Annotated in this window: 21 protein-coding genes; 16 read left to right on the plus strand and 5 right to left on the minus strand. The window is 62.4% G+C overall.

All coding sequences use genetic code 11. The features are described 5' to 3' along the window. Positions 1-20: 20 nt before the first annotated feature. Entirely contained in the window at positions 21-1,217 is a 1,197-nt protein-coding gene (locus IVB13_RS22375; RefSeq protein WP_247490562.1) for an ABC transporter substrate-binding protein, read from the minus strand. Between the two features lie 262 nt (positions 1,218-1,479). On the opposite strand from IVB13_RS22375, the gene IVB13_RS22380 reads away from it, so the two are divergent. Beyond that, positions 1,480-2,652: a phosphotransferase gene (locus IVB13_RS22380; protein ID WP_247490564.1), complete on the plus strand. Its 1,173-nt coding sequence runs from the start codon at positions 1,480-1,482 to the stop codon at positions 2,650-2,652. Positions 2,653-2,678: 26 nt separating this feature from the next. Here IVB13_RS22380 and IVB13_RS22385 read toward each other — a convergent pair whose 3' ends face one another. Then, positions 2,679-3,545 carry a MaoC/PaaZ C-terminal domain-containing protein gene (locus IVB13_RS22385; RefSeq protein ID WP_247490566.1) on the minus strand — a complete coding sequence of 289 codons (867 nt, stop codon included), beginning with the start codon at positions 3,543-3,545 and terminating at the stop codon, positions 2,679-2,681. 401 nt (positions 3,546-3,946) lie between these two features. On the opposite strand from IVB13_RS22385, the gene IVB13_RS22390 reads away from it, so the two are divergent. Genes IVB13_RS22390 through IVB13_RS22410 form a run of 5 tightly spaced genes read left to right on the plus strand, consistent with a single transcriptional unit; the run spans position 3,947 to position 8,480 of the window. Next, on the plus strand, positions 3,947-4,804 hold the full coding sequence (locus tag IVB13_RS22390; RefSeq protein WP_247490568.1) for a branched-chain amino acid ABC transporter permease: 858 nt from the start codon (positions 3,947-3,949) through the stop codon (positions 4,802-4,804). 11 nt (positions 4,805-4,815) lie between these two features. Next, positions 4,816-5,835, plus strand: a complete 1,020-nt coding sequence (locus IVB13_RS22395; RefSeq protein ID WP_247490570.1) for a branched-chain amino acid ABC transporter permease — start codon at positions 4,816-4,818, stop codon at positions 5,833-5,835. Between the two features lies 1 nt (position 5,836). Further along, positions 5,837-6,535: an ATP-binding cassette domain-containing protein gene (locus IVB13_RS22400; protein ID WP_247490572.1), complete on the plus strand. Its 699-nt coding sequence runs from the start codon at positions 5,837-5,839 to the stop codon at positions 6,533-6,535. Then, entirely contained in the window at positions 6,532-7,227 is a 696-nt protein-coding gene (locus tag IVB13_RS22405) for an ABC transporter ATP-binding protein (protein WP_247490574.1), read from the plus strand. Before IVB13_RS22400 ends, IVB13_RS22405 begins: the two co-directional genes overlap by 4 nt. A gap of 35 nt (positions 7,228-7,262) precedes the next feature. Beyond that, complete coding sequence (locus IVB13_RS22410) at positions 7,263-8,480, plus strand: ABC transporter substrate-binding protein (protein ID WP_247490576.1); 1,218 nt, start codon at positions 7,263-7,265, stop codon at positions 8,478-8,480. Positions 8,481-8,499: 19 nt separating this feature from the next. On the opposite strand, the gene IVB13_RS22415 is transcribed toward IVB13_RS22410, so the two are convergent. Continuing rightward, a complete protein-coding gene (locus IVB13_RS22415; RefSeq protein ID WP_256467294.1) occupies positions 8,500-9,519 on the minus strand; it encodes a zinc-binding dehydrogenase in 1,020 nt (339 codons plus the stop codon). Positions 9,520-9,699: 180 nt separating this feature from the next. Here IVB13_RS22415 and IVB13_RS22420 point away from each other — a divergent pair, with 180 nt between their 5' ends. The 7 genes from IVB13_RS22420 (at position 9,700) to IVB13_RS22450 (ending at position 17,153) form a co-directional block, all read left to right on the plus strand. Further along, entirely contained in the window at positions 9,700-11,358 is a 1,659-nt protein-coding gene (locus tag IVB13_RS22420) for an AMP-binding protein (protein ID WP_247490580.1), read from the plus strand. Next, positions 11,355-12,116: an SDR family oxidoreductase gene (locus tag IVB13_RS22425; RefSeq protein ID WP_247490582.1), complete on the plus strand. Its 762-nt coding sequence runs from the start codon at positions 11,355-11,357 to the stop codon at positions 12,114-12,116. The genes IVB13_RS22420 and IVB13_RS22425 overlap by 4 nt, the downstream gene beginning before the upstream one ends. A gap of 10 nt (positions 12,117-12,126) precedes the next feature. Further along, entirely contained in the window at positions 12,127-13,020 is an 894-nt protein-coding gene (locus IVB13_RS22430; RefSeq protein WP_247490584.1) for an SDR family oxidoreductase, read from the plus strand. Next, positions 12,953-14,197, plus strand: a complete 1,245-nt coding sequence (locus IVB13_RS22435; protein ID WP_247490586.1) for an acyl-CoA dehydrogenase family protein — start codon at positions 12,953-12,955, stop codon at positions 14,195-14,197. The genes IVB13_RS22430 and IVB13_RS22435 overlap by 68 nt, the downstream gene beginning before the upstream one ends. 5 nt (positions 14,198-14,202) lie before the next feature. Continuing rightward, positions 14,203-15,243, plus strand: coding sequence for a phosphotransferase family protein (locus IVB13_RS22440; protein WP_247490588.1), 1,041 nt, complete (start codon positions 14,203-14,205; stop codon positions 15,241-15,243). Positions 15,244-15,263: 20 nt separating this feature from the next. Next, entirely contained in the window at positions 15,264-15,926 is a 663-nt protein-coding gene (locus IVB13_RS22445; RefSeq protein WP_247490590.1) for a nitroreductase, read from the plus strand. Between the two features lie 75 nt (positions 15,927-16,001). Continuing rightward, positions 16,002-17,153 (plus strand): CaiB/BaiF CoA-transferase family protein, encoded by a 1,152-nt coding sequence (locus IVB13_RS22450; RefSeq protein WP_247490592.1) that lies wholly within the window; start codon positions 16,002-16,004, stop codon positions 17,151-17,153. Positions 17,154-17,182: 29 nt separating this feature from the next. Here IVB13_RS22450 and IVB13_RS22455 read toward each other — a convergent pair whose 3' ends face one another. Together IVB13_RS22455 and IVB13_RS22460 are read right to left on the minus strand one after the other, a co-directional pair. After that, a complete protein-coding gene (locus IVB13_RS22455) occupies positions 17,183-18,397 on the minus strand; it encodes an ABC transporter substrate-binding protein (RefSeq protein ID WP_247490594.1) in 1,215 nt (404 codons plus the stop codon). Positions 18,398-18,431: 34 nt separating this feature from the next. After that, the gene (locus IVB13_RS22460; protein ID WP_247490596.1) at positions 18,432-19,571 is read right to left on the minus strand and encodes an acyl-CoA dehydrogenase family protein; all 1,140 of its coding nucleotides are present in this window, start codon (positions 19,569-19,571) and stop codon (positions 18,432-18,434) included. On the opposite strand from IVB13_RS22460, the gene IVB13_RS22465 reads away from it, so the two are divergent. The 3 genes from IVB13_RS22465 (at position 19,509) to IVB13_RS22475 (ending at position 23,638) form a co-directional block, all read left to right on the plus strand. Then, on the plus strand, positions 19,509-20,519 hold the full coding sequence (locus IVB13_RS22465; RefSeq protein ID WP_247490598.1) for a GntR family transcriptional regulator: 1,011 nt from the start codon (positions 19,509-19,511) through the stop codon (positions 20,517-20,519). The genes IVB13_RS22460 and IVB13_RS22465 overlap by 63 nt on opposite strands. 60 nt (positions 20,520-20,579) lie before the next feature. Further along, positions 20,580-21,389 carry an enoyl-CoA hydratase-related protein gene (locus tag IVB13_RS22470; protein WP_247490600.1) on the plus strand — a complete coding sequence of 270 codons (810 nt, stop codon included), beginning with the start codon at positions 20,580-20,582 and terminating at the stop codon, positions 21,387-21,389. A 218-nt stretch (positions 21,390-21,607) separates the two neighbouring features. Continuing rightward, the gene (locus tag IVB13_RS22475) at positions 21,608-23,638 is read left to right on the plus strand and encodes an acyl-CoA dehydrogenase family protein (RefSeq protein WP_247490602.1); all 2,031 of its coding nucleotides are present in this window, start codon (positions 21,608-21,610) and stop codon (positions 23,636-23,638) included. The last annotated feature ends 10 nt before the right edge of the window (positions 23,639-23,648 follow it).

A 23,648-nucleotide genomic window follows, 5' to 3' on the forward strand; every position in this document is an offset into this window, starting at 1 on the left:
GCCTGGAATTGATCCCGACGTTACTCTTCGAGCAGCTTCCAGGACGTCTTTTCGAAGATCGCCATGCGCAGGGTGCGGTAGGGCGCGTAGTTCTCCTTCGAATTGGTAAGCTCAATCCCCGGAAGCAGCATGCCGACGCGCTCCTTGTTGAAGCTCGTCGCCTGGGCCAGCAGGTTCTCACGTGTCAGATTGTCACCGCATCGCTCCAGGCCCTTCGCGATAGCTTGCGCATTGATGTAGCCGGACAGCGCGATGAAATCGTTCGGGCTGTCGTTCGGTGCCCATTTCTTCATGAAGGCGACGTAGTCCTTCACGTCCGGGTCGTCGGCCCAGGTCGGATCGCCAGCTTGCTTGGTGAACTGGGTTGTGTAGGCGCCCTGGACGTTTTCGAGTCCGGCGGGCGTGAGAACGCCCTGGATCGAGTTGACAGGGCTCGCCAGGAACTGAGCCGGCTTCCAGTTCAACTCATTGGCTTTCTTGATCGCCTGCGCCGCAAATTTCGGCGTTGCGAAATAGATGATCGTATCGGCGCCGGCGGCCTTGAGCTTGAGGACTTCGGAATCGACGGTCGGATAGCTCAGCTCATAGGGCGCCTCTGCCACTATCTTCGCCGTGCTGTCAGGGCCCAAGCCGGCCTTGAGGCCGGTGAGGTAGTCCTTGCCGTAGTCGTCGTTCTGATAGAGCACCGCGATCTTTGCGTTCGGTATCTTCTTGACGATGAACTTGCCGAATGTGGCGCCCTCCATCTCGAACGCCGGATAGAACGGAACGGTCCAGGGAAAATTGTGCGGGTCGTTGAAGCGCCGGCCGCCGGCTGAAATGAAGACCTGCGGCACCTTGTTCTGGTTGAGGTACTTTTGGACGGCGATGTTGGGGACGGTGCCGACTGTTCCCACTTCGGCAAGGACGCTGTCGTCGTCGACCAGCTTGCGGGTCTGTTCGATCGCCTTTGGCGGGCTGAACGCATTGTCCTGCGAGATCAGGTTCACCTTCCTGCCGTTGATGCCCCCCTTCTCGTTCAACATCCGAAAATAGCCGGTCATGACGCGGCCATAGCTCGAAAAGGCGGAGGCCGGCCCGCTGTAGGGGATGGTCTGGCCGATCTTGATTTCCGTGTCGGTGACACCCGGGCCATACTGCTTTTCACCGGCACGAGCGCCGAAGACGGCGCCGCCGAGGACAAGGGCCGACACGCCGGCCAGTATCGCGATCCTCATGTTTTCTCCCATATCGCTCTTTTTCAGCATTAGCCACGCGCAGCTGCGCAACAAGTACACTTGTATATCATATCATATGAAACGAAAATAGAGGCCCCTGGAAATCGGCAGCCCCGCGTCGCTGCATCGCCAGATTGCGGCGCATGAAAACCAACGCGCTGTCTTGAACCCGAGTTCGATTGTGCTATAGATAGTACATAAGTGTACTAATTATCGGCTGCGGCACACTCGAGAGTGGTTGCCGCCGGCCAAGGGAGGAACCATGGCTGCTTCGGGCGCAACGGCGCTGGCTGCGCTGAAGATCGGCGGACGCGTCGCCTTTGAGCGTCTGGTTCGGCCGAAGGCGCGCCGGCTCGAGGATGTTCCATGCTCGCCCGACGCCATTACGCCGGAGTGGCTGACGGCGGTGCTCTGCCAGAAGGTCCCTGAAGCCGTCGTGACGGGAGTCGTCGTCAAGCCGGCCAGCGCGGGAACGCACGAACGCCATCAACTGCTTGTCAATTACAACGAGGCCGGCCACCGCGCAGGCCTGCCGAAGTCGATGTTCACCAAGTCGCTGCCGAGCGTCGTCACGCGCATGATCGGCGGGTTCAACGGCACTGCGCGGGTCGAAGGCCGGTTCTACATGCAGCTGCGGCCGCAGCTCGAGATCGAAGCGCCGATCGGCTATCACGCGGCGTCGGACCGCCAGACGTTTGCCTCGATTCTTCTTCTTGAAGACATGGTCGCAACAAAATCGGCGACATTTTGCAATTACCAGACCTACGTCTCTCGCGAGACGGCCGAGGACATGGTTGACGTTCTCGCCTCACTGCACGCGCGTTTCCACGGCGATGCTGAGCTCGCCACGCTATACCGCTTTGTCGCGAGCTATCCGCGCTGGTTCACGATCGGTGCGGAAAAGATGAGCCTGGAATACTATACGCGAAAGGCGTTCGACGCGGCGTCTCACGTCCTTCCCGAAAGCATCCTGGCGCAACGTGATGCAGTCTGGCCGGCAGCCGTGCAGGCTCTTGCCGTGCACGACAGCGAGCCGCAGGGATTGATCCACTCTGATGTGCATATCGGCAACTGGTACCGCACGGGAGCGGGGAAGATGGGTCTGTGCGACTGGCAATGCCTTGCGCGCGGCCATTGGTCGCGAGACTTTGCCTATGCCGTCACGGCGGCGCTCACACCCGACGATCGCCGCAAGTGGGAGAAGGATCTGCTGCTCCGCTATCTCGACCGGTTCGCCGCATTGACCGGCACCAGGCCGGACTTTGATCGGAGTTTCCTGCACTATCGGCAGCAGATGGTGCACGCGCTGTTGATGTGGACCATCACCCTCTGTCACTCCCCGCTATTGCCGAACATGCAATCGGAAGAGACGACACTGGCGATGATTGAGCGGATCTCGATCGCGATGGCCGACCTGGGTTCGCTTCGCAGCTGATATGCTCCTTAAGCCGGCGCGACGCTTCAGGTTGGCGCAAGCCGGCATTCGCCGCGATCGAGCACCATCATTTGCCGCTCGACCGCCCATGCTCTGAATCGAATGGTCTCGCCTTCCTCGAACAGCTCGATCCGAATGGTGTCGCCTGGGAAGGCGGGCGCGACAAACCGCACCGCCATTGCGCCTATCCGCTCCGGATGCCCCGGCGCGTAGCGCTTCAAGACGGCGCGGCAGGCCAGACCCATCGTGTTCAAGCCGTGTGAGATCGGCCGGCCAAAGCCGGCTTCGCTGGCCACGATGGGATCGGCGTGGATCGGCATGTAATCCCTGCTGACAAGTCGATACAGCAGCGCCGCCTGCTGTGGCGTACGGTACGTGGTCGCGGCGCTCGGCCTTGTATCGGCGCGGATCGCTGTGATGTCGCCAGGCGACGTGCCGTAGCTGCCGCAGCCGCCGTCGCCACGCAGGAACTCCGTCGCGCACAGGCTGGCCAATCGTTCGCCGCTGACCGCGTCGAACAGCTCGGTGTCAAAGTAGACCAGCGCGCCGCGTGCCGGCCCCTTGTCATCGATGGCGCTGACCCGATGCTCGGCTCGGACAGATCCGCCGGCGGCGAGGGGGCGATGCAGCGTGAATCGTTGCTCCCCGTGCAGTGCCTTGGTCCAGGCGATTCCGGTCTGAGGTTCAGCAATCCAGAGCGGCGGCCAACCAAGCGTCACGCACATGCTGGGCACGGCCCGTTGATCGCGGCCCTCGTAGACGTAAACCAGTTCGTCCTCGTCGAGCGGATCGTCGCCGATGCCGAGCCCGAGCGCATACAGGGCACAATCGCGCCAATCGTAGGATTGACGGATCGGCGCGAAGCGCCGCGAGACGACGTGATCCAGATTCATGGCAGGTGCTCCCGACGTTGCTCGTTATGGCGCATAAGCGGCCGCAGCCGCTGAAGGTTTGAAATATCGTTGCGGTGCGTACGAGTTTCGTCAAGACGATCATGAAGGCGGGATGCCGCGAGGTGCACGATGCCGCAGCAGGCCAGTTGGATTAAGGTTTGCGGCAAACGTCAATATATGATAAGCCAGTGTACTAATCGGGCGTCGAACCCGAAATCGTCCGGCAGGACGGGGAAATGCTGAAGGCCGGCGTTACGCCCGATTTGAATGTCGGTGGCGGACGTCGCGCAATGGCGGGAGGGCCGTTTGCGAGGTCAGGCGCGCGGATTGGCGGTGCACCGGATGGCTGCGTGCCGTCGTCCGATGCAACGTGAGATGCAACGTGACAAGGGAGCGCTATCGTGATCGCGCTGTTGATCGCGAATTCGCTGGCACTCGCCTCGCTGCTGATCATGCTGTCGAGCGGACTCGCTCTGATTTACGGCCTGCGCGACGTCATCAATTTCGGCCACGGCGCGATCTATATGTTTGGCGCCTATCTCGGCTACACCATTGCCCTGGTCGGCGGGTTCTGGCTGGCGCTGCTTGTCGTTCCGATCCTGCTCGCGTTTCTCGGCATCGCATTCGAATATTTGGCGCTACGGCCACTGCAGAGAAGGTCGCATATCGAGGTGGCGCTGGTCACCCTGGGGTTGGGCATCATCCTTGGGCAGGTCATCATCTATTTTTACGGCGGCGAGGCGCGCAGCGTGGATGCGCCGAAAATCCTCTCCGGCTCGATTACCGTCCTGAACCTCTCCTACCCGGTCTATCGCCTCTTTCTGATCGTGATGGGGCTTGGCTCGTGCGCGCTGCTTGCAGTCTGGCTCCGGTATACGCCGTCCGGACTGTATGTCCGCGCCGTGAGCCAGGATCCGTCGGTGGCGCGGATGATGGGCATCGATGCCGATCGCCTGAGCCTGCTCATCACCAGCCTCAGCACCGCATTTGCGGGGATCGCCGGCGTGTTGGCCGGGCCTTATCTGTCGATCGATCCGGGGATGGACGTCGCGATGATCGTGAACTGCCTGATCATCGTCGTGATCGGCGGTACCGGCAGCATCGGGGGCGCGATCGTTGCGGCGTTGCTGTTCGGTTTCGTTCAGGTAGCGGGATCGGTCTTTCTGCCCAACCTTGCGGCGCTCGTTCCTTACATCCTGCTGATGGTCGTGCTGCTTGTCGCGCCCGGCGGCATCGGACGCCGGAGGGTTCTGAGTTGAGCAATGGCGCGATGACCGGTGACTTGCACGGGACTGCGACCGGGTTGCCTGGCAGCCACATCTCGCGCATGTGGTTCGCGATTGTTGCCGGCGCAATCGGGCTCGGGGCCGGTGCCCTTGTCCCGACATACCTCGCCAGCGACTTCGTGCTTCGTCTCGGCAGTGAAGGTTTGCTGCTCGGCATGCTCGCGCTCAGCGTCGCCTTCCTGATGAGGCAGGCGGGGCTGGTCGCGCTCGGCGCGGCCAGCATTTATGGCGGGGCCGGATATCTGTTTGCGATCGGCATGAGCGAGTGGGACCTGACGCCGACGGAGGCGTTGTGCACCGCGTTCCTGATCATCATCGCTTACGCGACCGTGCTGGGCGCATTGATCGTGCGGACCAATCCGCTCGCTTTCATGATGCTGACGCTCGCAGCCGGCGAAATGCTCAGCCATGCCGTCCTGCTCGAGGGATTACGCGATTATACCGGGGGCGCCGACGGGCTGGTTGTCCGCATGAAGGGTTCGATCCTGGGCATCGACGTCGCCGCGTTTGCCGATCCGGCGCGGTTCTGGATAATGGCCTGGATCGTGGCAGTCCTTGTCGGCGTGGCGTTCTGGATCATCGCGCGCTCCCGTCTCGGTGCGATCCTCCGTGCGGTACGGGAGAACGACGAGCGCATGCGTTTCTCCGGTTTCAACACCTTCGTGCCGCGACTAATCGGCTATGTGCTTGTCAATCTCGTGGCTGCGGTCGCCGGCTTCCTGCATGTGCTCAACGCCGGTTTCGTCTCGCCCGAGAGCCTTGGCCTTTCGATCAGCACCAACGCTTTAGTCGCAGCTCTGATGGGAGGCGTTTCCGGGGCGCTCGGGCCGATCCTGGGTGGGCTCATCTTCTCCTTTGCGCAGGATGAATTCGGGGCACGCGGGCTGACGCAGCTCCTGACCGGTATCGCCATTGTCGTGTTCATCGTCGTATTTCCGCGTGGCGTCGTCGGCGGACTGTCGAGCGCGTTGCGGCTGTTTGGTTGGCGCGGGGAGGCCCCCTGATATGCTCACAATCGAGAAGCTGTCGGTGAGCTATGGCTCGGTGCGGGCGCTGACGGACGTCGATCTCGATGTGCGCGGCGATGGCATGCTTCACGGCGTCATTGGGCCCAATGGTGCTGGAAAGTCCACGCTGCTCGATGCGATCTGCGGCCGCCGGCGCCCGACCGCGGGACGCGTTCGCTACTGCGGCGAGGATATCACGCGACGTTCGATCAGCTGGCGCCGTCGTCAGGGCATGTCGCGATCGTTCCAGCGCACCAGCATCTTCCAGGACCTCACCGTCCACGAACAGCTCCAGCTGGTTGCGCGGCATCTCGGCGACGACAGGCTGGACGACGTGATCGAGGTCATGGACCTCGGCGGCTATCTCGGCCAGAAGGCGGGCCGCATTGCCTACGGTGTGCAGCGGCGGGTCGATGTGGCACTGGCCTTGATCGGGCGGCCACGCCTTCTGTTGATGGACGAGCCGGGCGCCGGCCTGTCTGCCACGGAGACGTTGCGCCTGTTCGAGCATGTGCGCGACCTCGTGCGCGAGCGCAGGATCTCGGCCATCGTAGTCGAGCACGATGTCGACGCGGTGTTCGCCTGCTGCGGCATGGTCACCGTGCTCGATCTTGGTCGGCATCTCGCCACAGGCGCGCCCGAAGCCATCCGGGCCGATCATCGGGTCATCGCGGCGTATCTGGGGACCGCGGCATGAGCGCATTGCGTGTCGAATCCCTGTTTGCCGGCTATGGCGCATCGACCGTGCTGCGCGGCATCGACCTCACGGTCGAAGAAGGGGAATCGGTTGCCTTGGTCGGCCGCAATGGCGCCGGCAAGTCGACGCTATTGCTGTCGGTCTTTCGCGAGACCAACATCATCTCGGGAGCCATCTGGGTGCATGATCGTCGCATCGACGGCTTGCCCGGCTACATGGCCGCCAAGCTGGGTCTATCCATTGCGCCGCAGGGTCGTCGCATCCTCCCGAATCTCACAGTGAAGGAGAACCTGCTGCTCGGCAGGGCGACCGGCAGGGCAGGGCACTGGAGTCTGAAGACCATCTTCGATCTCTTCCCGGTGCTGGAGGAGCGCGCCGACCGGCTCGGCACCATGCTGAGCGGCGGTCAGCAGCAGATGCTGGCGATCGGTCGCGCCTTGATGGCTAATCCCAGTCTCATTCTTCTCGATGAGCCGTCGGAAGGTCTTTCGCCCGTGCTGATCGATGGACTGGTCGAGACGCTCAACCGCATTCGCGGTGCCGGCACCGGCGTGCTCGTGGTCGAGCAGCACCTCAGCCTCGTGAAGCGTGCGACGGATCGATTCGTGATCCTGGCGAAGGGAGAAGTCGTCGGGGCAGGCGCCATCGGCTCTATCGGTGAGCCGGAGAACCAGGCGCTGATGGCCGTATAGCCGAGCATCAGAAACAAGTGGAGAGGAGTGAGAAAATGAAGAAATCGTCCGTCGGTCCAGCTTTCAGTGCGTTGCGTGCGGTAACGATCGGCGCCGCAATGTCTATTGCAATCACGACGGCGGCTTTGGCCGAGGACACCGTCAAGATCGGTGTTCTGCTGATCGACAGTGGACCGCTCGCCGGGCTGAAGGACACCCAGGTCAAGGCGGTCAACCTTGCGATCGAACAGATCAACGCTGCCGGCGGGGCCGCGGGGAAGAAGCTGGAGGCGACCTTCATTTCCTATCCGGGCACGCCCGACACGGCGGTCGACGGTGCCACCCGCGCGGTCCAGAAGGACGGCGCGATGTTCATCACCGGCATGGACACGTCGGCGGTGACGCCGGCTCTGCAAGCCAAGCTTCCCGCGCTGAAAGTCCTGATGCTGGAAGTGATGGCCAACGCCGACGGTCTGACCGGAAAGAACTGTTCGCCAAACTTCTTCCGGGTCAATGCAAATGACTCGATGATCATGGGCGCCTTCAGGGAGTTCCTGAAGGATCAGGGCATCAAGAAGTGGGACATCCTTGCTGTCGACTATGCCGCCGGGCGCGACTCCGCAGACAAGTTCAAGGCCTTGGTGACCTCCCAGGGCGGCACCGTCGGCAAGGTGCTGTTTTCTCCGTCTGGTACGCCTGACTTCGGTGCCAAGATTTCGGAACTGGGGGCAGACCCCGCTGACGGCTTGTTCGTGACGATCTTCGGCAGCGATGCCATCAATCTCGCCAAGCAGCAGCAGCAATTCGGCCTGTTCAAGAAGTACAAGATGGTACTGGGCAATTCCTTCGTGATCCCGCAAACGCTGCCTGCGCAAGGCGAGACGGTCCTGGGCGTCTATCAGAACATCGGCTTCGTCGCCGGTTTTCCCGGCGCTCAAGCCGAAGCTTTCGTGAAAGCCTACAAGGAAAAATACAACGGCGAGCTGCCGCCTTACACCAGTGCAGACCAATATGCGGCGATCGAGCTCATGGCCGCCGCGCTCCGGAAGGCCAACTCGACCGATATCAACGCGGTGCGCGCAGCGCTGTCAGGCCTCAAGACTGAAACGGTTCTCGGCGATGTCGAAGTCCGGGCGGGCGATCATCAGACCGCGCGCCGGATGGCGATCAGTCAGATCGCAATCGGGCCGGATGGAAAGCCCGGTTACCAGATCAAGAAGCTCGAGCCGGGGCAGGACATCATTCCTCCGGTGGATCCCGCCTGCAAGATGTGATCGTCTCGGCGCGATGGAGCTAGGCCACGAGCGACACTTTGCCGAACTGTGCGCCGGAGGCGAGGCGCGCAAGGGCCGAGCCGACATCCGCCATTGCAAACGATGAATCGATTATGGGCTTGGTTAGGCCGCGATTGAATACATCGAGCAATTGGCGGAATTCGCTGACGCTGCCGCCGGTCGAGCCGTAGATTTCGAACTGGCGAATGAAGACGCGTTGCAGATCGGCCGGCGGATTGGAGCCGGTCGTGGCGCCACATGTGATGAGGCGCCCGCCGCGGCGCAACGAGCGCAAGGATTCGCCCCAGCTTGCCTCGCCGACGCTGTCGATCACCATGTCCACGCCCCCGCCACTCATCTCCTGGATGGTAGTGGAAACCCGATCGCGCCGGTAATTCACGCCGCCGTCTGCGCCTAACGCCTTCGCCCTGGCGATTTTCTCGTCGCTGGATGAGGTGACGAAAACGCGGGCGCCCGCGATTTTCGCTAGTTGGAGGCAGGCAACTGCCACGCCTCCGCCAATGCCGACGATCAAGACGCTTTCGCCGGGTTGCAGCGCCCGTTTGCCGAACAGCATCCGCCAGGCCGTCAGATGGCCCGTCATCAGGGCACCTGCTGCGATCAGATCGGCGTCGTCGGGGAGGGAAAAGAAGCAGGTGCTGGGCATGGCGACGTAATCGGCAAAGCCACCATGCCGATGCTCGCCCATGATCTTCACGTTCTCGCAGAGCGGCTGGTCGCCTGCCTGGCAGTAACGGCATCTGCCGCAATAGGCCTCGGAGAAAAGGACAGCCTTCATGCCTGGCTTCAGTCCGGTACCGGGGGCGGCCTCGACGATCTCGCCAGCGGCTTCGACCCCCATCACCTGCGGGAACGCATGGGTGATCCCGTCGCCGTTGTCGCGCATGTAGAGATCGACGCGATTGACAGAGGAGGCCGCGACCCTGAGCACCGACTCTCCCGGAGCCGGCACGGGATCCGGAAAATCCCGCCAGGTCACGCCATCGATCCCACGCCGTTCCAGAACCGCCGCCTTCATTGCGACCTCCCTTGTTGGTTCGGAATAACTAATGCACTAGCACACGAAACGGAGAACAAGCCGGTCTTAAAAACCGAGGCAACTCTATCCATTTAGGTGTTGCAGTCCATTTCGAATATAATACACTAGCGCACTAAAGCGCCGTCAAGGGCAGCGATCAATCGTCATGGAGGCGACGTCATGAGCGAGAATCGGTTCGATCCCGTGGCGCATGCGCGCGCGATGCGTGCGAGCGGATTCTGGGTCGACAAGAGCTTCGACGAGTTCCTGCAACAGACGATTGCCGCAACGCCTGAAAAGCTGGCGCTGATGGCGGATCGCGCCGACCGGACCGAACCGAAGCGTCTGACTTATGCGGAACTCGGGGATCTGATTTCGCGTGCGGCCGCCGCACTGCGCCGTCTTGGCATCAGCCAAGGGGACGTCGTGTCGGTTCAGCTGCCGAACTGGTGGGAATTTGCGGTCATTGCGCTTGCGGCCTTTCGCGTTGGGGCGGTCGTCAATCCGCTGATGCCGATTTTCCGTGAACATGAACTCACCTACATGCTGGGCTTCGCCGAGACGAAGCTGCTGGTCGTTCCGAAATTGTTTCGCGGATTCGATCACGAGGTCATGGCCCGCTCGCTGCAGCCGGGCCTGCCGAGGCTCAAGCACGTCATCGCCGTCGACGGCGAGGGACCTGCAAGCTTCGATCAGGCCCTGCTGTCCGGTAGCGAGCGTCTCGGCCCGCCACCGGTTGGCGATCTCGGCGCGCTTCCCGCCGATCAAATGGCTGTTCTGATGTTCACTTCGGGCACCACGGGCTCACCCAAGGGCGTCATGCATTGCCTGAATACGCTGATGGGCTGCTGCATCGGGCTTGCCGGACGATTTGGCCTCGACGCAAGCGACACAATGCTGGTTTGCTCGCCGCTCGGCCACATGACCGGCTTTGCGGCCGGCATGCTGCTCGGTCTGAAAATCGGCGCGACTGTGATCTTCCAGGACATCTGGGAACCCAAGCGCGGCGTCTCGACCATGGCCAGGGAAGGCGTGACCTATTCCGCCGGTGCAGCGACGTTCCTTGCCGACATGTGCGAGGCCGTCGCAGCCGGTGTGCCGAAGCCGGCCCAACTGCGCAAGTTCCTCTGCGCGGGTGCGCCGATTCCGCCAGCGTTGATCGATCGCGCCTATCGCGAGCTGGACCTCAAGGTTTGCTCGCTGTGGGGCATGACGGAATCGCTGTCGAGTACACTGACCGAGCCGGAGCGGGCGCTGGAGAAATCGTCGAAGACCGACGGGCGTCCCGTGGAGGGCGTGGCGGTCCAGGTGGTGCGCATGGACGGATCTCCAGCCCCGGTCGGAGAGAAGGGCCTGCTCAAGGTCCGCGGCGCACAGATGTTTCTCGGCTACTACAAGCGCGAGGACATGGAGCCGTTTGACGCCGACGGATGGTTCGACACCGGCGACATGGCCTACATGGACGACGAGGGCTACATCCGGATCGACGGCCGCATCAAGGACATCATCATCCGAGGCGGCGAGAACGTTCCCGTGTTCGACATCGAGAATCTGTTGTTCAAGCATCCGGCCGTGCTTTCCGTCGCAATCGTCGGCTATCCGGACACGAGGTTGGGAGAGCGGGCCTGTGCCTTCATCATGCTGCGTCCAGGCGAGAAGCTCGATCTGGCGGGCGTCCAGGCCCACCTGGCCGAGCACAGGGTGGCCAAGCAATATTGGCCGGAGCGCGTTGAAATCGTCACCGACCTGCCGAAGACCCCGGCCGGCAAGGTCCAGAAGTATCAATTGCGCGAGATCGCCAAGGCATTCGCCGAACCGGCACACAAGGCCAGCGCATGAACGCCCGTCTCAAGGACCGCGTCTGCGTTGTCACTGGCGCCGCGCGCGGGATCGGTCTTTCGATCGCGGAGCGCTTTGGCCGCGAGGGCGGACGTCTTGCTTGTGTCGATGTCAGCGCGCGACGGCTGGAGCCCGCGGTCAGCCAGTTGAAGGACATGGGGTTCGAGGCGAGGGGATACGAGGTCGATATCGGCAAGCGGGACGATGTGCACGCGCTCTTTGAACGCGTCGAACGTGAATTCAATGCACCCGTGGCCGTACTCGTCAACAATGCCGTGTGGGCGCGGTTTGAACCATTGCAACAGATCGAGGTCGACACGATCGAGCGGATGTTCGCAGTTGGTGTGCATGGCTTGATCTGGGCGACGCAGGCCGTAGCTCCGCAAATGGAGCGGCGCGGCGGCGGCTCGATCGTGAATCTCAGCTCGGTGTCGGCGTTTCACCCGGCCAAGGACTCGATTGCCTATTCCGCGCTGAAAGCTGGCGTCGTCGGTCTCTCGCGCGCATCTGCCATCGAGCTGAGCGCAAAGAAGATCCGCGTCAATGTGATCGCGCCAGGCATGATCGGAACACCTGCTTCCATCGCGCAGTTCGATGAAGCGACCATTGCGGCGCGGCAGGCCGAGATGCCGGCCGGCCGCTTCGGCGCTCCGGAAGAGATAGCCGCGCTTGCGGCGTTCCTCGCGAGCGATGACGCGAGTTACATCCAGGGCGCGGTCATCACCGCTGACGGCGGTTGGACGATTCCTGCCAGATAGGAGAAGACGCATGAAGCGGCTCGAGGGCAAGCGCGCGGTCGTCACCGGCGGCGGAAGCGGGATCGGTCGTGCCAGCGCCATTCGTTTCGCGCGCGAAGGCGCATCTGTCCTGGTGGTCGGCCGGGCCGGCAATGCCGAGGAGACCGCCGAGGCCATCCGGGGCGAGGGCGGCGTGGCTTCCGCCCTGATCACGGACGCCTCGATCGAAGAGAACGTGGCGGCGATCGTATCTCGCTGCGTCTCGGAGTTCGGGGGAATGGAGATCTTCTTCGCCAATATCGGCGTCACCGGGACCAACACGCCGCTGCTGGAACAGACGGTGGAAGAGTGGTCGGAAGTCTACCGTATCAACACCATCAGCTGCTTCCTCGCCATCAAATACGCCGGCCGCCACATGACGGCGCAGGGGTACGGCTCCATCATCCTGACCTCGTCGGCCGCATCACTGCGCGCCAACGCCGGTGCGATCTCCTACAGCGCAAGCAAGGCGGCCGTGAACAATCTGGCCCAGACGGCGGCCAATGCCTTCGCCGGGACCGGCGTGCGCGTCAACGCAGTACTGCCGGGGCTCGTCGAGACGCAGTTGACACGCAAGGTGTTCGAGGATGCCCGCGCGCGCGGCGTCGAATCCAAGCTCGGACATGTGACGCCGCTGAAACGTCCGGGCCGTCCCGAGAGATTGCGGCTGCCGCGGCATTCCTGGCCAGCGACGATTCCTCTTACGTGGACGGTCAACTGCTGTCGGTCGATGGCGGCGTCAGCAGCACCCATCCCTACGGCCGGATCGCGCTCTAGCACCGCCAGCTGCCCAATAAGAACAGAACAGGAGAGGCGCCGTGGATTTCGAACTACCGAAGGACATCACCGACAAGCTCGCGGAACTCGACGCGTTCATCGAGGCTGAGATCAAGCCGCTCGAGCGCGACAACAAGCAGTTCTTCGACCATCGTCGTGAGAACGCCCGCACCGACTGGGACAATGACGGCCGCCCCCGTGATCAATGGCGAGCGCTGATCAGCGAAATGGAGCGCCTTGCCGACAAGGCCGGGCATCTGCGCTATGGCCTGCCCAAATCGTGCAGCGGTCAGGGTGCCTCGAACCTTGCGATCGCAGCGATCCGCGAGCATTTGGCTGCCCGCGGACTGGGTCTGCATAACGACCTGCAGGATGAATCCTCCATCGTTGGCAATTTTCCGATCGTTCCGGCGCTCGCCGATTACGGGACGGAGGAGCAGAAGACCTATATCGAGGGCATCATTACGGGGAAGAAGCACCTGTCCTTCGGCCTGACGGAACCGGGACATGGCAGCGATGCGACTTGGCTTGAGACCACGGGTGTTCGCGACGGCGATCATTGGGTCATCAACGGCCGCAAGCGGTGGAATAGCCAGGTCGCCCGCGCGCACGCCAATCTGGTGTTTGCCCGCACCTCGGGCAAACCGGGAGAGGCCAAGGGTATCACCGCGTTCATTGTGCCGACTGATACACCCGGCCACAACATCCTCTACAATCACTGGACCTTCAACATGCCCAGCGATCACGCGGAGACGGAACTCGTCGATGTGCGGGTGCCCGACAGCGCGATCCTGCACCGGGAAGGTGAAGGCCTCGTCGTCGCACAACGCTTCGTGCATGAAAACCGCATCCGCCAGGCAGCGGCCAGTGCGGGCGCAGCGCGCTATTGCATCCAGGAAGCAGTCAAATACGCGAAGTCGCGCGTCGCCTTCGGCGAGCCGCTGGCCAAGAAGCAGGCCGTTCAGTTTCCCCTGGTCGAACTCTGGGCGGACTACCAGATGGTGCGCAACTTCATCTTCCGCACGGCCTGGCAGATGGATCGTCAGAATCCGCTGTCCATCAGCGACATGGTGTCGATCTGTAATTTTCGCGCCAACCGGCTGTGCTGCGAGGCGGCGGATCGCGCCATGCAGGTGCACGGCGGCATGGGCTATAGCCGCGCATTGCCGTTCGAGCACATCTATCGCCATCATCGTCGCTACCGGATCACCGAGGGAACGGAGGAGGTGCAGATGCGCCGCGTCGCGCAGTACCTGTTCGGCTTCAGCGGCAAGAGCGCGAGCTGATCGCAATGGCCGCGCGGGCCAGCGATGGCGATGTCGACTTCGACCTTGGTCGGCTCGACGCTTACCTGAAGGATTGGCAGGGAGGCGACGGCGCGGTGTGCGTGAGGCGTACCAGCGGCGGAATGTCGAACCCAACCTACTTCGTGACACGAGGCGATTGGCGTGCGGTGCTGCGCAAGCAGCCGAACGATGTGCTGATGCCGTCAGCACATGCCATCGATCGCGAATACCGAGTGCTGACGACACTCCAGGGTAGCGCTGTCCCGACGCCGAAGCCGTATCGCTACTGCGAGGATCGCGCGGTGCTGGGGACGCCCTTTTATCTCATGGAATGGCTGGATGGGCGCGTGTTCTACGACTACGCGTTGCCCGGTCTTGCACGCGATGAGCGGGCGTCATGCTATCGCTCGATGTGTGCCGCGCTCGCCGCCATTCATACTCTCAACTATCGGGCCGTGGGGCTCGGGGACTTCGGCAAGCCCGGAAATTATTTTGCACGTCAGCTCAATCGCTGGTCCAAATTGTGGGCAGAGTACCGTCGCAGCGACGACGACAACCCCGCACTGGACCAGATGGTGCGTTGGCTATCCGAGCGAGTACCGACGAGCGAAACCCTTGCGCTTTGCCATGGTGATTTCCGTATGGCGAATCTTGTGTTCCACCCAACCGAGCCGCGCGTGATCGGTGTACTGGATTGGGAATTGTCGACGCTCGGCCATCCCCTCGTGGATCTTGCCTTCAACAGCCAGGCCTGGCGAATGGCGCCGGATGAGAACGGAGGGTTACTCGGGCTGCCGCTCGATGAACTGGGAATTCCCAGCGAGCGTGATTATCTCGATCGCTATTATGAAGGCGCAGAGGCGGCCGAACGCCTGACCGTTTTCCACCAGGTCTTTGCGATGTTCCGAGGTGCGGTCGGAAGCGCCGGCGTGGCGGCGCGCGGCGATCTCGGCAACAACGTTTTGCCCAATGCCGCGAAGGTGGGGCGCCGGCTCGCGCGCGCCTATGCAATGCGCGGTATGGCATTGATCGGGAGCGGGGCATGACCTTGATGGAGCGCCCGGCGATGAGCGTCGACGAGGCCATTCGCCTCCGCCGATCGGTGCGTGGCTTCCTCGCGCGTGAGGTGCCCGAAGCGACGTTACGGGAGGTCTTTGCTCTGGCGCAATGCGCGCCGTCGAACTGCAATGTGCAGCCATGGACGCCACATGTCGCATCGGGGGACAAGCTCAAACGCCTCCGTGAGGCGCTCGTCGCGGCGGGGATGCGTGACGAGCCGATCAAGCCGGACTGGCCGGCCGACGGCAAGTTCACCGGCGTCTATCGCGAGCGGCAAGTCGGAGCGGCGCAGGCTCTCTATGGCGCGATGGGCGTTGCGCGGAACGACACGGTCGGGCGCAAGATGGCTTATATCCGCAATCATGCCTTCTTCGATGCACCCCATGCGGTCCTCATCTTCATGCCGGAGCCGTTCGACACGCGCGAGGCGACCGATATCGGCATGTATGCACAAACCTTGATGCTGGCGTTCACCGCGCGCGGAATCGCCTCATGCGCGCAAGGGGCGCTCGGCCTGTTTCCCGACATCGCTCGCGAGCACCTCGAAGTTCCAAGCCACTACAAGCTGCTGTTTGGCATTTCGTTTGGCTATGAAGACCGCGACGTCAAGGCCAATGCAGCACGCGTAGACCGGGCAACGATCGATGACGCTGTACGCTTTCACCGCTGAGGTTGTTTGGTCACGGACGCTGTTCGGCCACCCTGACATGGAGTCCCCTGATGTCCGGGAAGAGGAGAGTTCGTCGTGACCGGCCCCCTGGAAGGCTTTCGTGTCGTCGAAATGGGCGGGATCGGCCCGGCGCCGTTTGCGGGCGCGTTGCTCGGTGATCTCGGCGCCGATGTTGTCCGCATCGATCGCATTGCAAAGCCGGGCGTCGAACCGGACCTGCCGGCGCAGTTCGACTTCTACAATCGCAACAAGCGCTCGGTTGCGCTCGATCTCAAGCAGCCGCAGGCGATCGCCACGGTGTTGAAACTCGTGGCGCAGGCGGACGCGCTGATTGAAGGGTTCCGTCCTTCGGTGATGGAACGGCTCGGGCTGGGACCCGAGCCGTGCCACGCCGCGAATCCGCGTCTGGTTTACGCGCGCATGACGGGATGGGGGCAGGACGGCCCGCTGGCGCAGGAAGCGGGGCACGACATCAATTACCTGGCATTGACCGGAGCGCTGCATTGCCTGGGCGACGCCGACCGTCCGCCTCCGCCTCCGCTCAATCTCGTCGCGGACCTCGGCGGCGGAGCGCTTTACCTGACCGTCGGACTGCTTTCGGCCGCGATGGAGGCACAGCGATCCCGGCAAGGGCAGACGATAGATGTCGCCATGATCGACGGGGTGACGCATCTGATGTCGGCCTTTCAGGCCTTCCGTCAGCAAGGCAGCTGGACCGGGCGCCGGTCGGACAACATCGTCGATGGCGGCGCGCCTTTCTATCGAAGCTACGCGACCAGCGACGGCAGGTTCATTGCGGTCGGAGCGATCGAGCCGCACTTCTACGCCAACCTGCTCGAGGTGATGGGTCTCAGTGGGGAAAGTCTTCCGGCCCAGAACGATCGGGCGGCATGGCCGCAGATGCGCGAACGCTTCGCCAGGATATTCGCCGGACGAACGCGTGACGAGTGGGTCGCGCTCGCCATGGGACACGACGCCTGTCTTGCACCGGTCTTGACGGTCGATGAGGCACCTGCGCATCCCCAGATGCAGGCGCGAAACCTCTATGCCGATTTCGATGGGCTGCGGCACCCGAGCCCGGCACCGCGCTTTTCCCGCACGCGTTCCGAACTGCGTCGGCCGCCACCGGCGCCGGGGCGCGACAGCAGGGAGGTGCTCACGGACTGGGGCATTCCGCGGGACGAGATCGACGCGCTCAGGGCGGTTGGTGCGATGGTGGAGGCCTGACGGCGGCGACCGCCGTCAGGGATGCAGCACTACTCCGCCGATACCGGATCGCCAGTGAGTGTCCAGCTCGTTCCATCAAATTTGGCAATGCGAAGAATCTTGAACGGCGTGTAGTCGCCGGGCGCCGTGCTGATGGAGACGCCGGGCAGCATCAGGGGCATTCGCGTGCCGTGAAGGGAGGTCGCCTGCCTGATGAGGTTCTCTCTGGTCAGTTCGTCCCCGCACTTCTTCAACACCGTGGTCAGGGCGTTCACGTTCATGTAGGCGACCAGAACGGAGTAGTCGTCGGGATTGGCCGACGGCGCGTATTTCTTCAGGAACGCCTTGTAGGTCTTCATTTCCTCATCGTCCGCCCAGGCGGGATCGCCGGGCTGCTTGAGAAACTGCGTGGTGACCAGCCCCTTCGATGCATCGAGGCCTGCCGGCTTCAGGACAGTTTCGACCGATGCCGTCGAGCCGCCGATGATGTGGAGAGGATCCCAGTTGAGTTCATGCACTTTGCGGATGGACTGGGCCGCGGCCTTGGCCGAGGATTGTTCGATCAGCGTGTCAACGCCCGCCGCTTTGAGCTGAACGATCTGGGAATCGATCGTCGGGTCGGTCAGCTCATACGAGACCGCGGCGACGATCTGCGATGCCTTCGATCCCAGGCCGGCACGCAATCCCTTGACATAGTCCCGCCCGTAATCGTCATTTTGGAACAGGACGCCAATCTTCGCATCCGGCTTGTCGTTCAGAATGTATTTTGCGATGACCCGGCCTTCGGTCTCGAAATCCGGATAGAGGGGCACCGTCCAAGGGAACGTCTTTGGATCGTTGAAGCGACGCCCGCCGGCAGTGATGAAGAGCTGGGGGGCCTGTTTTGAGTTCAGATATTTCTGAATTGCGACGTTCGGGACCGTGCCGATGGTGCCGACCTCGGCGAGGACGCCGATGTCCTCAATGAGCTTGCGCGACTGCTCGACCGCCTTCGACGCACTGTAGGCATTGTCAAGCTGCGTGAAGCTGATCTTGCGCCCGTTGACGCCGCCCTGCTCGTTGATCATCTCGAAATAGCCGACGACGGCGCGTCCTGCGCCGGCACCGAACGCCGACGCCGGTCCACTGAGCGGCGTCGATTGCCCGAGCTTGATCTCGGTGTCGCTGGCTCCCGGACCATAGGCCTTTTGCGCATGGGCCGGCGTCGACGCCAGCGCTGCTAATGCTGCAATGATGCCCAGAATCCCACAGATACTGCTGTTCAAGACGTTTCCTCCCAATGTTAGTTTTTTGTAACTCTTATCGTAGAAGTTCGCGGGCGATGACCATCCTCTGGATCTGGTTGGTGCCCTCAAAAATCTGGGTCAGTTTGGCATCGCGCATCATGCGCTCGACCGGATAGTCTATCGTGTAACCGTAGCCGCCGAAGATCTGCACGGCATCGGTCGTCACCTTCATGGCCATATCGCTGCCGACGCATTTGGCCATGCTGGCAAGGACGTTCAGGCGCTTCCAATCGCCGGCGTCGCCGGCGCGCGCGCATTCATAGACGAGGGCGCGTGCAGCCTCGATCTGCATGGCCATATCGGCCAGCATGAACTGCACGCCCTGAAATTCGGAGATCGATTTCTTGAACTGTTTGCGCTCCTTGGCGTAGATGACGCAGGCATCGAGCGCACCCTGCGCCAGTCCGACCGATTGCGCGCCGATGGTGGGACGATTGAGGTCGAGGGCCCGCATCGATGCGCGGAAACCCTTGCCTTCCTCTCCGACCAGATTTTCGACCGGCACCCGGACGTTGTCGAAAAAGATCGGCGTGTTCGGCGCGCCACGAAAGCCCATCTTGCGTTCATGGCGCCCGAAGCTGATCCCCGGCATGGTCTTCGGTTCGACGATGAACGCGCTGATGCCGTCTGCGCCCGAACTGTCGCTGGTGCGCGCGAACACCACGATGTAGTCGGCCGCGACACCGTAACTGCACCACTGCTTGCGGCCATTGAGCACGTAGCAGTCGCCGTCCCGCTTGGCCCGGGTATTGATGGCGGTGACATCGGAGCCGGCCTGAGGTTCCGAGATCGCAATCGCGGTCACCACGCCGCCCTTCGCGATGATCGGCAGGAACTTCTTCCGCTGCTCCTCCGAGCCGAAATGGAGGAGCGGCATGATGAACATGGTGTTGAGACAGGCGATCGAGGCGCAGGCCGGCGATAGCTTTGCGATCTCTTCGCGCGCGATGCACGCCAGGGTCAGATTGCCGTTCGGACCGCCATATTGCTCGGGGACCCAGAGCTGCATCAGCCCCATCTCGCCGAACAGCTTCACGATCTCGAGCGGGAAACGGTCGGTCTCGTCGATCTCGGCTGCAATCGGCGCCACGTGCTTGACCGCCATCCTTCTGACGTTGTCGCGGAAGGCGATCTGCTCCTCGGTAAAGCTCATGGAGAACCCCGGATTGATTTTTGTCAGAAAGCCCAAAAAGGGGCTTCCATTGAATGGGTGATCCATTTAATAATTCACCGCATGTCGTCCAAGTCAAGCCCCCGCGCACCGACCAACCCCCGATCGCCGTCGCTGAAGCGACGGGAACGGGCACCCGATCACCGTGCAGCGGGTACACCCGCTCCATTGACATTTCGGCCCATTCACACGCGCCGGGCCTTCGAGGAAATCTGCGAGCGCATTCGCGAGCAACTGGCGCGCGGGGTTCTCAAGCCGGGCGACAAATTGCCACCCGAGCGCGATCTCGCGCAGCAGCTTGGCGTCAGCCGCAACGTGTTGAGGGAGGCTCTTCGCAGTCTTGAAATGGCTGGCGTGCTTCGATTGCAGAAGGGCGTCAAGGGAGGCGCTTTCATTCAGTCGGGCGACACCAGCCGAATGAACGTGGTGATGCAGGACATGCTGAGCCTCGGCACGATCTCGGTGCGCGAACTATCGGAGGCGCGGATCCACGTTCTGGATCTTGTCGTGGGGTTGGCCTGCGCGAACGCGCGGCAGGCCGATTTCGCGGCACTGGAGGCCAATATCGAGCGTACGGATATCGCGACCACGGAAGGCCGGCTGCTGGACCGGGTCGAATGTTCGCGGGAATTTTACAAGATCCTTGCTGCGGCGACCGGAAACAAGGTGATCGCCATGATCATGGATTCCGTCACCGAGATTCACATGCGCTTCGTCTATGCCAAGGTGGCGTCGAGCGGTGTCGCGATGGCGGGGCTGTCCGAGAGGCGCCGGAAGTTCTTGACGGCGCTTCGTGAACGAAATGCGTCGTCCGCGACCCGTTTGATGCGCAGTCACCTGGAGGCCGTGCAACGCATGCTGGAGCAGGATCCCGGCGCGATGTCGCTTCAAGTTGCGCTGGCGGAGATGCAGCCCGGCATGAGGCGGTGAGAAACCTGCGCCCGACAATATTGCTGATCGTGCTCAACAATAATAGCAACGGAGGAAATGGTGTCCCACTATAGCAAATATGAATGCTTGACTGTCGACGTCTCCGAGAAGGTCGCGACCGTGACGTTGAACCGGCCCCAGGCGCGCAATGCGATCAATCAAAAGCTGATCCGCGAACTCCGCACGATCTGGGACGATTTGGGAGACGATCACGCCGTCAATGTCGTCATCCTGACCGGCGCCGGTGAATTCTTCAGCGTGGGCGGCGACGTCAAGGCAATGTCCGAGCGGCCGGGCGGTGACGTTCTGGAGGAGGGGGAAGTTCACGACCCCATGATCAGCCGTCGCGGGGTGACCCGTCAGCTCGATCTCGACAAGCCGATCATCGCCGCCATCAATGGCGACGCGATTGGTCTTGCGGCGACCCATGCGCTGTTGTGCGATATCACCGTGATGGCCGAAGATGCGCGCATTGGTGATACGCATGTGTCGCGCGTCGGCCTGGTTGCGGGTGATGGTGGCACGGTGATCTGGCCGCTGCTTATCGGCATCAACAAAGCCAAGGAATTCCTCATCCGCGGCACTCTCTTGAAGGGAAAGGAAGCCGAGCGGATCGGTCTTGTCAATCATATCGCGCCGCGCACGGAGGTGCTGGCGAAAGCCCGTGAGATCGCGATCGAGCTCGCGAACGGTCCGACCTGGGCCATCCGCTGGACCAAGCTGTCGATCAATCAGATCCTCAAGGATCGCGTGAACATGCTGCTCGAGGCCTCGATGGCGCTCGAGCAGGTGACATTCGAAACCGCCGACCACAAGGAGGCGACGATGTCGTTCAAGGAGAAGCGCAAGCCCAAATTCGGCCAGCGCTAGTTCCGTCGATGGACGCGGCAGAGGTCCCAGGTGACGACGTCAGGCAGATGCTCCGGGATTCCTTGCGCGGGTTTCTCGGCGAGCAGTGGACTGCCGATTGCGTCAGGCGTGGACCCTCTCCGCCCGACGTTGCAGCGATATGGAGCAAACTCGTCGGACAGGGCATCGCCACTCTCGGCTGCAATCTTGATGAAGGTGGGCTTCGCGAGATAGCGGTTGTGCTCGCAGAACTCGGCCGCGCTGCGTGTCCGGCCCCAATGTGGTCGGCGGCGATCGTCAATTTCGCGCTCTCGACGGTGCAATCCGGGGTGGCCGCCGATGTTCTGAAAGAGCTGCACGCGGGCTCGGCCCGGGTTGCGTTTTCATTTGGGGCGCTCGATTCTGATTCGGGCACCGGCTCGATCCGGATCAGGGATGGCCGTGCGGCCGGATTGCTTCGTTTTGTCGAGGCTGCGGGGAGTTGCACCCAGCTACTCGTTGCGGTCGATCAGTCCGTCCTTGCTTTGGTCGCGCTGGATGGCGCAGGCGTGGACATAGCGCCGACGCGTGCCATGGGCGCCTGGGGTTTTTACGAGGTCCGGCTGAGTTCGGCGCCAGTGACCCTCATTGCACTGGAAGACGGCGTCCTCGACGATCTCCTGCTCAGGGGAAAGCTGGCGCTGACGGCGCGGGCCCATGGAGCGGCGCGTCGCTCATTCGAGTTGGCGACGGACTACGCCAGAGAGCGGCATCAGTTCGGGCAGCCGATCGGAAGGTTCCAGGCAATCCAGCACAAGCTCGCGAATGGCCTCATCGCCCTCGAAGGGGTGCGTCTGATTCTCGATCATGCAGCGAAGTTGCACGATCAGGACGACAGCGCTTGGCGCCATTTTGCCAATTGTGCCGTCGTGTTCGCAACCGACGCGCTCCGGCGGGTTTCGCTCGAGACCCACCACGCGTTCGGCGCCATCGGCTACGCCGACGAACATGAAGCGCCGCTGCACTTCAAGCGCGTGCATCTGGACACCATCGCGCTGGGCGGATCGCGTGATGCGAAGCGGCTTCTGGCATCGTCCTTGTTGCATCCCGAAAGCCCCGGATTGCCCGAGTACGATCTCGGTCCCGCCGGCAACGCGCTGCGCGGGCAGGTGCTGGGGTGGCTCGAGCAGAACTGGTCGGGCGATCGGAAGGCCGAATTCGATCGCAAGCCGTTCGCGAAGCGGGAGTTTGATGCTGATTTCGCACGTGACATCGGCAAGATGGGGTGGATCGGTCTCGGTTGGTCCAGCGAATTCGGCGGCCAGGAGCGCTCGCCGCTCGAGCAAATCGCCTTCATGGAGACGATGGAACGGGGCGAGGCGCCGCGAATCGGCGCTGCAATCCAGGCCAACGCCCTCATGATGTTCGGGACGCCCGAGCAGCAACGAAAATATCTGCCCGAAATCCTTCGTGGCGAGGCCATGCACGGCATGGGGTACAGCGAACCGCAAGCCGGTTCCGACCTCGCGGCGCTGCGTACGAGCGCGGTGCGTGACGGCGATCACTGGGTGATCAACGGTCAGAAGATCTGGACCACGACGTGGTGGGGCAAATACATGTTCCTCGCCGCGCGGACGGACAAGGAGGCGAAGCCGCCGCATGCCGGCATCAGCATGTTCATCGTGCCAATGGACGCCGAAGGTATCACGATCCGGCCAGCGACCACGATGTATGACGGCTCCTTCGCCAACATCTTTTATGACAACGTCTGTATTCCCTCGGAGAACCTCGTCGGCGAGGTCAATGGCGGCTGGAAGGTGCTGACCGGCGCGCTTGCTTTCGAACGCGGTTTGGTTGGCGGCGGCATCGTCTTGAAAATTGCTCACGCTTTCGAGCAATTGCGTCGGCACGTCATGGCAAAGGGCGCCGACGGGTCGGCGCTGAGCGACGATCCGATTGTTCGCGACAAAATGGCGACGCTTGCGGCCGAAATCGAAGTCGGACGCCTCTTGATGATGCACTGCGCGGACCTTGCTGCGAATGGCGTGACGCCGCCGGAATATGGCGCCATCAGCAAGGTCTATTCCAGCGAACTGATGGAGCGCTTCGGCGAGACGGCGCTCGACATTCTTGGCATGCGCGCAGCGCTGTCCGAACAGATGCCGGGTGCGATCGACAATGGCCGGTTCGAGCAAAACCTGCGCCATTCGTTGATGTGGGTCATCAGCATCGGCACCAATGAGATTCAGCGCAGCCTCATCGCCCAACGTGCGCTAGGGCTGCCCAGATAGGAGCAAATCG

The organism is Bradyrhizobium sp. 17, assembly GCF_023073515.1.
GTDB classification, from domain to species: Bacteria; Pseudomonadota; Alphaproteobacteria; order Rhizobiales; family Xanthobacteraceae; genus Bradyrhizobium; species Bradyrhizobium canariense_D.

What these genes read in the sequence shown, in the direction of transcription:
- IVB13_RS22420 (WP_247490580.1), top strand. Translation starts at nt 9,700, where the DNA reads ATGAGCGAGAATCGGTTCGATCCCGTGGCGCATGCGCGCGCGATGCGT.
- IVB13_RS22460 (WP_247490596.1), bottom strand. Translation starts at nt 19,571, where the DNA reads ATGAGCTTTACCGAGGAGCAGATCGCCTTCCGCGACAACGTCAGAAGG.
- IVB13_RS22440 (WP_247490588.1), top strand. Translation starts at nt 14,203, where the DNA reads ATGGCCGCGCGGGCCAGCGATGGCGATGTCGACTTCGACCTTGGTCGG.
- IVB13_RS22400 (WP_247490572.1), top strand. Translation starts at nt 5,837, where the DNA reads ATGCTCACAATCGAGAAGCTGTCGGTGAGCTATGGCTCGGTGCGGGCG.
- IVB13_RS22415 (WP_256467294.1), bottom strand. Translation starts at nt 9,519, where the DNA reads ATGAAGGCGGCGGTTCTGGAACGGCGTGGGATCGATGGCGTGACCTGG.
- IVB13_RS22375 (WP_247490562.1), bottom strand. Translation starts at nt 1,217, where the DNA reads ATGAGGATCGCGATACTGGCCGGCGTGTCGGCCCTTGTCCTCGGCGGC.
- IVB13_RS22445 (WP_247490590.1), top strand. Translation starts at nt 15,264, where the DNA reads ATGAGCGTCGACGAGGCCATTCGCCTCCGCCGATCGGTGCGTGGCTTC.
- IVB13_RS22410 (WP_247490576.1), top strand. Translation starts at nt 7,263, where the DNA reads ATGAAGAAATCGTCCGTCGGTCCAGCTTTCAGTGCGTTGCGTGCGGTA.
- IVB13_RS22395 (WP_247490570.1), top strand. Translation starts at nt 4,816, where the DNA reads ATGACCGGTGACTTGCACGGGACTGCGACCGGGTTGCCTGGCAGCCAC.
- IVB13_RS22405 (WP_247490574.1), top strand. Translation starts at nt 6,532, where the DNA reads ATGAGCGCATTGCGTGTCGAATCCCTGTTTGCCGGCTATGGCGCATCG.
- IVB13_RS22380 (WP_247490564.1), top strand. Translation starts at nt 1,480, where the DNA reads ATGGCTGCTTCGGGCGCAACGGCGCTGGCTGCGCTGAAGATCGGCGGA.
- IVB13_RS22425 (WP_247490582.1), top strand. Translation starts at nt 11,355, where the DNA reads ATGAACGCCCGTCTCAAGGACCGCGTCTGCGTTGTCACTGGCGCCGCG.
- IVB13_RS22385 (WP_247490566.1), bottom strand. Translation starts at nt 3,545, where the DNA reads ATGAATCTGGATCACGTCGTCTCGCGGCGCTTCGCGCCGATCCGTCAA.
- IVB13_RS22430 (WP_247490584.1), top strand. Translation starts at nt 12,127, where the DNA reads ATGAAGCGGCTCGAGGGCAAGCGCGCGGTCGTCACCGGCGGCGGAAGC.